15 protein-coding genes, 2 tRNA genes and 1 pseudogene are annotated in these 11,544 nt (G+C 45.2%); 10 read left to right on the forward strand and 8 right to left on the reverse strand.

Annotated features, from left to right (window positions below):
- Both AB4H76_RS23715 and AB4H76_RS23720 read left to right on the forward strand, forming a co-directional pair.
- Nucleotides 1-519, forward strand: coding sequence for an MbeB family mobilization protein (locus AB4H76_RS23715; RefSeq protein WP_001749510.1), 519 nt, complete (start codon nucleotides 1-3; stop codon nucleotides 517-519).
- Nucleotides 520-525: 6 nt separating this feature from the next.
- Complete coding sequence (locus AB4H76_RS23720; RefSeq protein ID WP_004026237.1) at nucleotides 526-759, forward strand: MbeD family mobilization/exclusion protein; 234 nt, start codon at nucleotides 526-528, stop codon at nucleotides 757-759.
- A gap of 393 nt (nucleotides 760-1,152) precedes the next feature.
- Here the strand turns inward: AB4H76_RS23720 and AB4H76_RS23725 are convergent, their stop codons facing one another.
- On the reverse strand, nucleotides 1,153-2,286 hold the full coding sequence (locus AB4H76_RS23725) for a hypothetical protein (protein ID WP_072647583.1): 1,134 nt from the start codon (nucleotides 2,284-2,286) through the stop codon (nucleotides 1,153-1,155).
- Between the two features lie 11 nt (nucleotides 2,287-2,297).
- Nucleotides 2,298-3,188, reverse strand: a complete 891-nt coding sequence (locus AB4H76_RS23730) for a hypothetical protein (protein WP_021512263.1) — start codon at nucleotides 3,186-3,188, stop codon at nucleotides 2,298-2,300.
- A gap of 176 nt (nucleotides 3,189-3,364) precedes the next feature.
- On the opposite strand from AB4H76_RS23730, the gene AB4H76_RS23735 reads away from it, so the two are divergent.
- A tRNA-Lys gene (locus tag AB4H76_RS23735) sits at nucleotides 3,365-3,453 on the forward strand.
- 236 nt (nucleotides 3,454-3,689) lie between these two features.
- On the opposite strand, the gene AB4H76_RS23740 is transcribed toward AB4H76_RS23735, so the two are convergent.
- Together AB4H76_RS23740 and AB4H76_RS23745 are read right to left on the reverse strand one after the other, a co-directional pair.
- Nucleotides 3,690-3,848 (reverse strand): replication initiation protein, encoded by a 159-nt coding sequence (locus AB4H76_RS23740; RefSeq protein ID WP_072672540.1) that lies wholly within the window; start codon nucleotides 3,846-3,848, stop codon nucleotides 3,690-3,692.
- Between the two features lie 668 nt (nucleotides 3,849-4,516).
- A complete protein-coding gene (locus AB4H76_RS23745) occupies nucleotides 4,517-4,708 on the reverse strand; it encodes a Rop family plasmid primer RNA-binding protein (protein ID WP_000165985.1) in 192 nt (63 codons plus the stop codon).
- Nucleotides 4,709-4,771: 63 nt separating this feature from the next.
- Between AB4H76_RS23745 and AB4H76_RS23750 the strand changes: the two genes are divergently transcribed.
- From AB4H76_RS23750 to AB4H76_RS23765, 4 genes and pseudogenes are all read left to right on the forward strand, one after another.
- Nucleotides 4,772-5,095 carry a MobC family plasmid mobilization relaxosome protein gene (locus AB4H76_RS23750; RefSeq protein ID WP_001430281.1) on the forward strand — a complete coding sequence of 108 codons (324 nt, stop codon included), beginning with the start codon at nucleotides 4,772-4,774 and terminating at the stop codon, nucleotides 5,093-5,095.
- Nucleotides 5,085-5,405, forward strand: a pseudogene (locus AB4H76_RS23755) (nuclease); the annotation flags it as partial. The gene AB4H76_RS23750 and the pseudogene AB4H76_RS23755, both read left to right, overlap by 11 nt.
- 367 nt (nucleotides 5,406-5,772) lie before the next feature.
- On the forward strand, nucleotides 5,773-6,291 hold the full coding sequence (locus AB4H76_RS23760) for an MbeB family mobilization protein (RefSeq protein WP_001749510.1): 519 nt from the start codon (nucleotides 5,773-5,775) through the stop codon (nucleotides 6,289-6,291).
- A gap of 63 nt (nucleotides 6,292-6,354) precedes the next feature.
- Entirely contained in the window at nucleotides 6,355-6,531 is a 177-nt protein-coding gene (locus tag AB4H76_RS23765) for an MbeD family mobilization/exclusion protein (protein ID WP_031942548.1), read from the forward strand.
- 393 nt (nucleotides 6,532-6,924) lie between these two features.
- Here the strand turns inward: AB4H76_RS23765 and AB4H76_RS23770 are convergent, their stop codons facing one another.
- Together AB4H76_RS23770 and AB4H76_RS23775 are read right to left on the reverse strand one after the other, a co-directional pair.
- Nucleotides 6,925-8,058: a hypothetical protein gene (locus AB4H76_RS23770; protein ID WP_072647583.1), complete on the reverse strand. Its 1,134-nt coding sequence runs from the start codon at nucleotides 8,056-8,058 to the stop codon at nucleotides 6,925-6,927.
- An 11-nt stretch (nucleotides 8,059-8,069) separates the two neighbouring features.
- Entirely contained in the window at nucleotides 8,070-8,960 is an 891-nt protein-coding gene (locus tag AB4H76_RS23775) for a hypothetical protein (protein ID WP_021512263.1), read from the reverse strand.
- A 176-nt stretch (nucleotides 8,961-9,136) separates the two neighbouring features.
- On the opposite strand from AB4H76_RS23775, the gene AB4H76_RS23780 reads away from it, so the two are divergent.
- Nucleotides 9,137-9,225 (forward strand) — tRNA-Lys (locus AB4H76_RS23780).
- 236 nt (nucleotides 9,226-9,461) lie between these two features.
- Here AB4H76_RS23780 and AB4H76_RS23785 read toward each other — a convergent pair.
- Nucleotides 9,462-9,620 carry a replication initiation protein gene (locus tag AB4H76_RS23785; RefSeq protein WP_072672540.1) on the reverse strand — a complete coding sequence of 53 codons (159 nt, stop codon included), beginning with the start codon at nucleotides 9,618-9,620 and terminating at the stop codon, nucleotides 9,462-9,464.
- 668 nt (nucleotides 9,621-10,288) lie between these two features.
- On the reverse strand, nucleotides 10,289-10,480 hold the full coding sequence (locus AB4H76_RS23790) for a Rop family plasmid primer RNA-binding protein (RefSeq protein WP_000165985.1): 192 nt from the start codon (nucleotides 10,478-10,480) through the stop codon (nucleotides 10,289-10,291).
- A 63-nt stretch (nucleotides 10,481-10,543) separates the two neighbouring features.
- Here AB4H76_RS23790 and AB4H76_RS23795 point away from each other — a divergent pair, with 63 nt between their 5' ends.
- On the forward strand, nucleotides 10,544-10,867 hold the full coding sequence (locus AB4H76_RS23795) for a MobC family plasmid mobilization relaxosome protein (protein WP_001430281.1): 324 nt from the start codon (nucleotides 10,544-10,546) through the stop codon (nucleotides 10,865-10,867).
- Nucleotides 10,857-11,544 (forward strand): plasmid mobilization relaxase MbeA (gene mbeA / locus AB4H76_RS23800; RefSeq protein WP_420062624.1); only part of this gene is annotated, 688 nt, incomplete at its 3' end. The genes AB4H76_RS23795 and mbeA, both read left to right, overlap by 11 nt.

Consider the following 11,544-nt stretch of genomic DNA (forward strand, 5'->3'; position numbering starts at 1 on the left):
ATGAGCAATCTTTTACAGACGGGCGCGGAGTTCGAGAAAAAGCTGAAAGAGAGAGCCGAATCTACAGAGAAAATGCTGAACGACGAGTTCAGGAAGCTCGGCGAGTCTGTCAGCGAGGCTGTGACCTCAAACGAGACGAAAATCAGAGACGCTATAGCCCTGTTCACAGCCTCGACAGAGAAATCGCTGGAAAAACACCGGGAAGGGGTGAAAGAGGCGATGATGCAGCACAGGAAGGACGTGTTAAAGCTGGCAGGGAATACGGGCATGATGTTACTGGGGATAGTCTTTCTCCTGTTTACCGCGAGTGGCGGGACGCTCTGGTATCTTGGCGGACGGATACAGACGAACCTGGAAGAAATCAGGAAGCAGGAAGAGACATTGCAGAAACTGAACGCGAAGACATGGGGCGTGGAGTTTGTGCAGGACGGGAACAGGAAATTCCTTGTCCTTCCGTACGGGAAATCAGCGGAGGTGATTCCCTTTCAGGGGAAAGAGTGGGTACATCTGAAGGAGTGACACAGAGTGACAGAGCTGGAAATTCATTTGCTGAACGCCTTAGAGCAGCTGCAACAGGACTATATGCAGCGGCTGAGCGAATGGGAGAGCGCCTTCGTGGAATTGCAGAAGATGTTTTCGCTTACACAACGGGACAACGCGATGCTGAACGAGCGGGTCATGCAGTTGAGTCAGCAGGTGCAGCACTTGAGCGAGCAGACAGAACGCTTGAGCCAGTTATACAGCGAGAACTGGAGATAAGAGAGGAACGGTTGATACAGGAGCGCGAACATGTGTTATCCCTGGAACGGGAGCGTCAGCCGGAAATACAGGAACGCACGCTGGATGGCCCTTCGCTGGGATGGTGAAACCATGAAAAATGGCAGCTTCAGTGGATTAAGTGGGGGGAATGTGGCCTGTACCATCTGGTTGCATAGGTATTCATACGGTTAAAATTTATCAGGCGCGATCGCGGCAGTTTTTCGGGTGGTTTGTTGCCATTTTTACCTGTCTGCTGCCGTGATCGCGCTGAACGCGTTTTAGCGGTGCGTACAATATTGTCGTTATGTTAAATGGTTTGGATGATCCCCCCATTTTCCACATTTGGTTGTGACGATTAAGATAAACTCGTCAGAATATTTGGGTGAGGAATAATCATAATATGATGGCTAGGAAGCATATTCCAATACCTATGAGCAGGTTCAACGTCATCATTATTTTTCTAAAAATACTGTTACAATTTGTTTTTAAAAAGAATGCTGATGGGATAATGAATACTGTTATTGCTATAATTGGGGTTGATAATGCAGCAATAACTTTTATAATTTCGAAATTGGCTTCGCCTGCTATAAATGTGATAACAGATACGACAAAAACGATTAATGTTTTGTTTTTAAATCCAAGGGATACTATTGTATCAACAACGCCTGTTAGTGTACCTGTATATGCACCGCTGGTAATTAAAATCATGGTTAATATGGAAATGTAAGCAACGAAACTATTTTTTGTTACGTTGGCGCTATATGATAATGCATCGCTGTTAATCTCGCGCATGTTTTTTATGTCTGAAGGTGAGAATATATTGCTTAATGAGAACACGATGAATGAGATAAATATTAAAATTAATAGTATCCCAAACATGAAAAAACGTAAATCACCGGCTGTATCTTTTTTGTTTTGAGCAAAGCGTTGTATACATGGTGAAAAATTAAAACTAAATAAAACAACTGGAAATAGAGTAAGTAAATTACTTGTACTAATATTTTGTATTTCTGTAGAATGTGGATGTGCTGGATGTGAATAGAAATATATAGATAAGAACAGTACAATAAGCAAAGATGGAAATGCTATTCCTGATGCGAGATGCTCTATCTTTGAATTAAAAAAGATAAAAGAAGAACCAAGGGTTGCAGAAATAATCAGTGACACAAATATTCGCTCTGAACCATTTAGACTTAGGCTAAAGCAAATAATATTTATCATTGTTGTTATGTTTATAATTGCTATTAACAGCATTGATAATAGGAATGCAATACTGATAGCATTTGCGGCTTTTTTTCCGATAAATAATATGGCAGAACTAACGTATTCTTTTTTGTCTGTAATTAAAATGAATCTATAAAATGTAAATTGCCCTAATAAAGATACCAAAGATGATAAAATCAGTATTGTTATTGTTCCGTGAGTTCCTATGACTTTGGGGCCTACAGTCTGGGGTAGGAAAAAAATCCCTGCCCCAAATGATGTTGCAAAGAATGTTACTGGCCATTGGATGCTATTTATCTTCATTTTTGAACCTTTCATTTGAAGCATGATGTTCCAAAGAAAATAAGTAAACATGGAAGATTAAAATTACTATAAAAAGATGCTGCTGCTTTATAGCCATTAATTACATTAGCCATTGAGCACAATGGGAATACACCTATGTGTGATGTGTAATTGTCAAATGTCTTGTTCGATGAAATTTTATATCGAATCGAGCGAAATGTAGCTGCGTTACCTGCTGCACAAGTCGGTTTGTTATTTTTTATCACTTCAAATGATGAACCATCGACATTCATAAAAACAGAGTTGTTTTCTTTAAAAAATGGCTTTTCTTTTTCTTTTCTTTTAATGTGTCGTTTAAAACGATCTGCCATGTTTTTTTCACTAACATAGAAACAATTTATTTTTATATTATGCTGATTCTGTTTCTCTATAATATAGTTATTTATTACTTCTGGTATTATATAGGGTGATGTGGCTAGTTTTCTATAAATATTACCACCATCGATATCTTCGCCATTTGATTTTTCCATGTAGAAATCATTTATTTCCATGAGGAAATCAGGTTTTATATTTAGCTCATGTGTTGATTTTATTATGTAGTCAATGCAAAATTTAGCCGATTTTTCAACCTCATTACTAACTGAAAAACGGTCATTCAAATTCACAACAGTATGTCCACCAGATATAATAATCTTGTCTGATGTGTATTTTTCGGCTAGTTTTATTACAGTATCTATGTTGTCATCTGATATTTCTGTGTTTATTATCTCATCGATTCCTGTGCAATCTGCTTTGTATACAACAAATCTGTCTTCTTTTTTCCAGTCTTTTGTACAATTACATTTATAGCCCTCGTATATTGCTCTTTTGTTTTTTTTATAAAAATCTGGACTTTGTAAGGGCATTATTTCTAGGTCTGGCATAGTTATGCTTCCTTTGTCACAAAGAAAATATTTTGCTAATTATGACTTATACATATCAATGATAGAGATCATGTTAGTGTTTGATCATTGATGTCTCCTTTATTTATGTGATGCGTCTCTATTTTTTCTCTTATAGTGTCTTGGATGTTATTTGTTAAATATGTATTGTTTTTTGTGGAGAGGTGGGCGAGTGGTCTAAGTCAGGGCTCTCTTGAGGCCATATGCGACAAGCGTATCGTAGGTTCGAATCCTACCCTCTCCGCCATTTTGTTGATCGTTTCCCCCACCATTTGTTGAATTGAGAGGGGTTTTGAAAAAAGATCAAAGGATCCTCTTGAGATCCTTTTTTTCTGCGCGTAATCTGCTGCCTGTAAACAAAAAAACCACCGCTACCAACGGTGGTTCGTTTGCCGGAATCAAGAGCTACCAACTCTTTTTCCCGAAGGTAACTGGCTTGGTGGAGCGCAGATACCAAATACTGTCCTTCTAGTGTAGCCTCAGTTAGGCCACCACTTCAAGAACTCTTAATATCTCAATCCACCTTGTCCAGTTACCAATGGCTGCTGCCAGTGGCGTTAAGGCGTGTCTTACCGGGTTGGACTCAAGACGATAGTTACCGGATAAGGCGCAGCGGTCGGGCTGAACGGGGGGTTCGTGCACACAGCCCAGCTTGGAGCGAACGACCTACACCGAACTGAGATACCAACAGCGTGAGCTATGAGAAAGCGCCACGCTTCCCGAAGGGAGAAAGGCGGAGAGGTATCCGGTAAGCGGCAGGGTCGGAACAGGAGAGCGCACGAGGGAGCTTCCAGGGGGAAACGCCTGGTATCTTTATAGTCCTGTCGGGTTTCGCCACCTCTGACTTGAGCGTCGATTTTTGTGATGCTCGTCAGGGGGGCGGAGCCTATGGAAAAACGCCACCGGCGCGGCCTTTTTTCGGGGCCTCTTTTTTGCTCACATGTTTTTTCCGGCGTTATCCCCTGATTCTGTGGATAACCGTATATCCGTCTTTGAGTGAGCTGATACCGCTCGCCGCAGCCGAACGACCGAGCGCAGCGAGTCAGTGAGCGAGGAAGCGGAAGAGCGCCTGATGCGGTATTTTCTCCTTACGCATCTGTGCGGTATTTCACACCGCATATGGTGCACTCTCAGTACAATCTGCTCTGATGCCGCATAGTTAAGCCAGTATACACTCCGCTATCGCTACGTGACTGGGTCAGGGCTGCGCCCCGACACCCGCTAAAACCTGCTGACGCGCCCTGACGGGCTTGTCAGCTCCCGGCATCCGCTCACAGACAAGCTGTGACCGTCTCCGGGAGCTGCATGTGTCAGAGGTTTTCACCGTCATCCCCGAAGCGTGCGAGGCAGCTGCGGTAAAGCTCATCGGCGTGGTCGTGAAGCGATTCACAGATGTCTGCCTGTTCATCCGCGTCCAGTTCGTTGAGCTTCTCCAGCAGCGTTAATGTCTGGCTTCTGATAAAGCGCGCCATGTTAAGGGCTGTTTTTTCCTGTTTAGTCACTGATGCCTCCGTGTAAGGGGGATTTCTGTTCATGGGGTAATGATACCGATGAAACGCGAGAGGATGCTCACGATACGGGTTACTGATGATGAACATGCCCGGTTACTTGAACGCTGTGAGGGTAAACAACTGGCGGTATGGATGCGGCGGGTCTGCCTGGGGGAGCCGGTTGCCCGTTCCGGGAGGCTGCCGACACTGGCACCGCCGTTACTGCGTCAGCTGGCCGCCATCGGAAATAACCTGAATCAGACAGCGAGGAAGGTGAACAGCGGGCAGTGGTCTTCCGGTGACCGGGTTCAGGTGGTGGCCGCACTGATGGCCATCGGGGATGAGCTGCGCCGGCTGCGTCTGGCCGTCAGGGAACAGGGGGCGCGGGATGATAGTTAAATTTCATGCCAGGGGAAAAGGTGGTGGCAGTGGTCCGGTTGATTACCTGCTGGGGAGGGAGCGTAACCGCGAAGGCGCAACGGTGCTTCAGGGTAATCCGGAAGAAGTCCGGGAACTCATCGATGCCACGCCATTTGCGAAGAAATACACGTCCGGTGTTCTGTCGTTCGCGGAGAAGGAACTGCCGCCGGGAGGACGTGAAAAAGTGATGGCGAGCTTTGAGCGTGTACTGATGCCCGGTCTCGAAAAAAATCAGTACAGCATCCTGTGGGTGGAGCACCAGGACAAGGGACGGCTTGAGCTGAATTTTGTCATTCCGAACATGGAGCTACAGACCGGAAAACGCCTCCAGCCGTACTACGACCGCGCAGACAGGCCGAGAATTGATGCCTGGCAGACGCTGGTGAATCACCATTACGGACTGCATGACCCCAACGCCCCGGAGAACCGCCGGACGCTGACCCTTCCTGATAACCTGCCGGAAACGAAACAGGCACTTGCTGAGAGCGTTACACGCGGTATAGACGCACTTTACCATGCCGGAGAGATAAAAGGCCGTCAGGATGTGATTCAGGCGCTCACAGAGGCGGGGCTTGAAGTGGTCAGGGTGACGCGAAGCAGTATCAGCATTGCAGACCCGAACGGCGGGAGGAATATCAGGCTGAAAGGAGCATTTTATGAGCAATCTTTTACAGACGGGCGCGGAGTTCGAGAAAAAGCTGAAAGAGAGAGCCGAATCTACAGAGAAAATGCTGAACGACGAGTTCAGGAAGCTCGGCGAGTCTGTCAGCGAGGCTGTGACCTCAAACGAGACGAAAATCAGAGACGCTATAGCCCTGTTCACAGCCTCGACAGAGAAATCGCTGGAAAAACACCGGGAAGGGGTGAAAGAGGCGATGATGCAGCACAGGAAGGACGTGTTAAAGCTGGCAGGGAATACGGGCATGATGTTACTGGGGATAGTCTTTCTCCTGTTTACCGCGAGTGGCGGGACGCTCTGGTATCTTGGCGGACGGATACAGACGAACCTGGAAGAAATCAGGAAGCAGGAAGAGACATTGCAGAAACTGAACGCGAAGACATGGGGCGTGGAGTTTGTGCAGGACGGGAACAGGAAATTCCTTGTCCTTCCGTACGGGAAATCAGCGGAGGTGATTCCCTTTCAGGGGAAAGAGTGGGTACATCTGAAGGAGTGACACAGAGTGACAGAGCTGGAAATTCATTTGCTGAACGCCTTAGAGCAGCTGCAACAGGACTATATGCAGCGGCTGAGCGAATGGGAGAGCGCCTTCGTGGAATTGCAGAAGATGTTTTCGCTTACACAACGGGACAACGCGATGCTGAACGAGCGGGTCATGCAGTTGAGTCAGCAGGTGCAGCACTTGAGCGAGCAGACAGAACGCTTGAGCCAGTTATACAGCGAGAACTGGAGATAAGAGAGGAACGGTTGATACAGGAGCGCGAACATGTGTTATCCCTGGAACGGGAGCGTCAGCCGGAAATACAGGAACGCACGCTGGATGGCCCTTCGCTGGGATGGTGAAACCATGAAAAATGGCAGCTTCAGTGGATTAAGTGGGGGGAATGTGGCCTGTACCATCTGGTTGCATAGGTATTCATACGGTTAAAATTTATCAGGCGCGATCGCGGCAGTTTTTCGGGTGGTTTGTTGCCATTTTTACCTGTCTGCTGCCGTGATCGCGCTGAACGCGTTTTAGCGGTGCGTACAATATTGTCGTTATGTTAAATGGTTTGGATGATCCCCCCATTTTCCACATTTGGTTGTGACGATTAAGATAAACTCGTCAGAATATTTGGGTGAGGAATAATCATAATATGATGGCTAGGAAGCATATTCCAATACCTATGAGCAGGTTCAACGTCATCATTATTTTTCTAAAAATACTGTTACAATTTGTTTTTAAAAAGAATGCTGATGGGATAATGAATACTGTTATTGCTATAATTGGGGTTGATAATGCAGCAATAACTTTTATAATTTCGAAATTGGCTTCGCCTGCTATAAATGTGATAACAGATACGACAAAAACGATTAATGTTTTGTTTTTAAATCCAAGGGATACTATTGTATCAACAACGCCTGTTAGTGTACCTGTATATGCACCGCTGGTAATTAAAATCATGGTTAATATGGAAATGTAAGCAACGAAACTATTTTTTGTTACGTTGGCGCTATATGATAATGCATCGCTGTTAATCTCGCGCATGTTTTTTATGTCTGAAGGTGAGAATATATTGCTTAATGAGAACACGATGAATGAGATAAATATTAAAATTAATAGTATCCCAAACATGAAAAAACGTAAATCACCGGCTGTATCTTTTTTGTTTTGAGCAAAGCGTTGTATACATGGTGAAAAATTAAAACTAAATAAAACAACTGGAAATAGAGTAAGTAAATTACTTGTACTAATATTTTGTATTTCTGTAGAATGTGGATGTGCTGGATGTGAATAGAAATATATAGATAAGAACAGTACAATAAGCAAAGATGGAAATGCTATTCCTGATGCGAGATGCTCTATCTTTGAATTAAAAAAGATAAAAGAAGAACCAAGGGTTGCAGAAATAATCAGTGACACAAATATTCGCTCTGAACCATTTAGACTTAGGCTAAAGCAAATAATATTTATCATTGTTGTTATGTTTATAATTGCTATTAACAGCATTGATAATAGGAATGCAATACTGATAGCATTTGCGGCTTTTTTTCCGATAAATAATATGGCAGAACTAACGTATTCTTTTTTGTCTGTAATTAAAATGAATCTATAAAATGTAAATTGCCCTAATAAAGATACCAAAGATGATAAAATCAGTATTGTTATTGTTCCGTGAGTTCCTATGACTTTGGGGCCTACAGTCTGGGGTAGGAAAAAAATCCCTGCCCCAAATGATGTTGCAAAGAATGTTACTGGCCATTGGATGCTATTTATCTTCATTTTTGAACCTTTCATTTGAAGCATGATGTTCCAAAGAAAATAAGTAAACATGGAAGATTAAAATTACTATAAAAAGATGCTGCTGCTTTATAGCCATTAATTACATTAGCCATTGAGCACAATGGGAATACACCTATGTGTGATGTGTAATTGTCAAATGTCTTGTTCGATGAAATTTTATATCGAATCGAGCGAAATGTAGCTGCGTTACCTGCTGCACAAGTCGGTTTGTTATTTTTTATCACTTCAAATGATGAACCATCGACATTCATAAAAACAGAGTTGTTTTCTTTAAAAAATGGCTTTTCTTTTTCTTTTCTTTTAATGTGTCGTTTAAAACGATCTGCCATGTTTTTTTCACTAACATAGAAACAATTTATTTTTATATTATGCTGATTCTGTTTCTCTATAATATAGTTATTTATTACTTCTGGTATTATATAGGGTGATGTGGCTAGTTTTCTATAAATATTACCACCATCGATATCTTCGCCATTTGATTTTTCCATGTAGAAATCATTTATTTCCATGAGGAAATCAGGTTTTATATTTAGCTCATGTGTTGATTTTATTATGTAGTCAATGCAAAATTTAGCCGATTTTTCAACCTCATTACTAACTGAAAAACGGTCATTCAAATTCACAACAGTATGTCCACCAGATATAATAATCTTGTCTGATGTGTATTTTTCGGCTAGTTTTATTACAGTATCTATGTTGTCATCTGATATTTCTGTGTTTATTATCTCATCGATTCCTGTGCAATCTGCTTTGTATACAACAAATCTGTCTTCTTTTTTCCAGTCTTTTGTACAATTACATTTATAGCCCTCGTATATTGCTCTTTTGTTTTTTTTATAAAAATCTGGACTTTGTAAGGGCATTATTTCTAGGTCTGGCATAGTTATGCTTCCTTTGTCACAAAGAAAATATTTTGCTAATTATGACTTATACATATCAATGATAGAGATCATGTTAGTGTTTGATCATTGATGTCTCCTTTATTTATGTGATGCGTCTCTATTTTTTCTCTTATAGTGTCTTGGATGTTATTTGTTAAATATGTATTGTTTTTTGTGGAGAGGTGGGCGAGTGGTCTAAGTCAGGGCTCTCTTGAGGCCATATGCGACAAGCGTATCGTAGGTTCGAATCCTACCCTCTCCGCCATTTTGTTGATCGTTTCCCCCACCATTTGTTGAATTGAGAGGGGTTTTGAAAAAAGATCAAAGGATCCTCTTGAGATCCTTTTTTTCTGCGCGTAATCTGCTGCCTGTAAACAAAAAAACCACCGCTACCAACGGTGGTTCGTTTGCCGGAATCAAGAGCTACCAACTCTTTTTCCCGAAGGTAACTGGCTTGGTGGAGCGCAGATACCAAATACTGTCCTTCTAGTGTAGCCTCAGTTAGGCCACCACTTCAAGAACTCTTAATATCTCAATCCACCTTGTCCAGTTACCAATGGCTGCTGCCAGTGGCGTTAAGGCGTGTCTTACCGGGTTGGACTCAAGACGATAGTTACCGGATAAGGCGCAGCGGTCGGGCTGAACGGGGGGTTCGTGCACACAGCCCAGCTTGGAGCGAACGACCTACACCGAACTGAGATACCAACAGCGTGAGCTATGAGAAAGCGCCACGCTTCCCGAAGGGAGAAAGGCGGAGAGGTATCCGGTAAGCGGCAGGGTCGGAACAGGAGAGCGCACGAGGGAGCTTCCAGGGGGAAACGCCTGGTATCTTTATAGTCCTGTCGGGTTTCGCCACCTCTGACTTGAGCGTCGATTTTTGTGATGCTCGTCAGGGGGGCGGAGCCTATGGAAAAACGCCACCGGCGCGGCCTTTTTTCGGGGCCTCTTTTTTGCTCACATGTTTTTTCCGGCGTTATCCCCTGATTCTGTGGATAACCGTATATCCGTCTTTGAGTGAGCTGATACCGCTCGCCGCAGCCGAACGACCGAGCGCAGCGAGTCAGTGAGCGAGGAAGCGGAAGAGCGCCTGATGCGGTATTTTCTCCTTACGCATCTGTGCGGTATTTCACACCGCATATGGTGCACTCTCAGTACAATCTGCTCTGATGCCGCATAGTTAAGCCAGTATACACTCCGCTATCGCTACGTGACTGGGTCAGGGCTGCGCCCCGACACCCGCTAAAACCTGCTGACGCGCCCTGACGGGCTTGTCAGCTCCCGGCATCCGCTCACAGACAAGCTGTGACCGTCTCCGGGAGCTGCATGTGTCAGAGGTTTTCACCGTCATCCCCGAAGCGTGCGAGGCAGCTGCGGTAAAGCTCATCGGCGTGGTCGTGAAGCGATTCACAGATGTCTGCCTGTTCATCCGCGTCCAGTTCGTTGAGCTTCTCCAGCAGCGTTAATGTCTGGCTTCTGATAAAGCGCGCCATGTTAAGGGCTGTTTTTTCCTGTTTAGTCACTGATGCCTCCGTGTAAGGGGGATTTCTGTTCATGGGGTAATGATACCGATGAAACGCGAGAGGATGCTCACGATACGGGTTACTGATGATGAACATGCCCGGTTACTTGAACGCTGTGAGGGTAAACAACTGGCGGTATGGATGCGGCGGGTCTGCCTGGGGGAGCCGGTTGCCCGTTCCGGGAGGCTGCCGACACTGGCACCGCCGTTACTGCGTCAGCTGGCCGCCATCGGAAATAACCTGAATCAGACAGCGAGGAAGGTGAACAGCGGGCAGTGGTCTTCCGGTGACCGGGTTCAGGTGGTGGCCGCACTGATGGCCATCGGGGATGAGCTGCGCCGGCTGCGTCTGGCCGTCAGGGAACAGGGGGCGCGGGATGATAGTTAAATTTCATGCCAGGGGAAAAGGTGGTGGCAGTGGTCCGGTTGATTACCTGCTGGGGAGGGAGCGTAACCGCGAAGGCGCAACGGTGCTTCAGGGTAATCCGGAAGAAGTCCGGGAACTCATCGATGCCACGCCATTTGCGAAGAAATACACGTCCGGTGTTCTGTCGTTCGCGGAGAAGGAACTGCCGCCGGGAGGACGTGAAAAAGTGATGGCGAGCTTTGAGCGTGTACTGATGCCCGGTCTCGAAAAAAATCAGTACAGCATCCTGTGGGTGGAGCACCAGGACAAGGGACGGCTTGAGCTGAATTTTGTCATTCCGAACATGGAGCTACAGACCGGAAAACGCCTCCAGCCGTACTACGACCGCGCAGACAGGCCGAGAATTGATGCCTGGCAGACGCTGGTGAATCACCATTACGGACTGCATGACCCCAACGCCCCGGAGAACCGCCGGACGCTGACCCTTCCTGATAACCTGCCGGAAACGAAACAGGCACTTGCTGAGAGCGTTACACGCGGTATAGACGCACTTTACCATGCCGGAGAGATAAAAGGCCGTCAGGATGTGATTCAGGCGCTCACAGAGGCGGGGCTTGAAGTGGTCAGGGTGACGCGAAGCAGTATCAGCATTGCAGACCCGAACGGCGGGAGGAATATCAGGCTGAAAGGAGCATTTT

The sequence above is a fragment of the Escherichia sp. UTM R2 genome (assembly GCF_048593455.1).
Classification (GTDB): Bacteria; Pseudomonadota; Gammaproteobacteria; order Enterobacterales; family Enterobacteriaceae; genus Escherichia; species Escherichia coli.

Bases quoted from the DNA above. Each gene is read 5' to 3' on its own strand.
- AB4H76_RS23715 (WP_001749510.1), top strand. From the start codon at position 1: ATGAGCAATCTTTTACAGACGGGCGCGGAGTTCGAGAAAAAGCTGAAA.
- AB4H76_RS23725 (WP_072647583.1), bottom strand. From the start codon at position 2,286: ATGAAGATAAATAGCATCCAATGGCCAGTAACATTCTTTGCAACATCA.
- AB4H76_RS23730 (WP_021512263.1), bottom strand. From the start codon at position 3,188: ATGCCAGACCTAGAAATAATGCCCTTACAAAGTCCAGATTTTTATAAA.
- AB4H76_RS23750 (WP_001430281.1), top strand. From the start codon at position 4,772: ATGCTCACGATACGGGTTACTGATGATGAACATGCCCGGTTACTTGAA.
- AB4H76_RS23760 (WP_001749510.1), top strand. From the start codon at position 5,773: ATGAGCAATCTTTTACAGACGGGCGCGGAGTTCGAGAAAAAGCTGAAA.
- AB4H76_RS23765 (WP_031942548.1), top strand. From the start codon at position 6,355: ATGCAGCGGCTGAGCGAATGGGAGAGCGCCTTCGTGGAATTGCAGAAG.
- AB4H76_RS23770 (WP_072647583.1), bottom strand. From the start codon at position 8,058: ATGAAGATAAATAGCATCCAATGGCCAGTAACATTCTTTGCAACATCA.
- AB4H76_RS23775 (WP_021512263.1), bottom strand. From the start codon at position 8,960: ATGCCAGACCTAGAAATAATGCCCTTACAAAGTCCAGATTTTTATAAA.
- AB4H76_RS23795 (WP_001430281.1), top strand. From the start codon at position 10,544: ATGCTCACGATACGGGTTACTGATGATGAACATGCCCGGTTACTTGAA.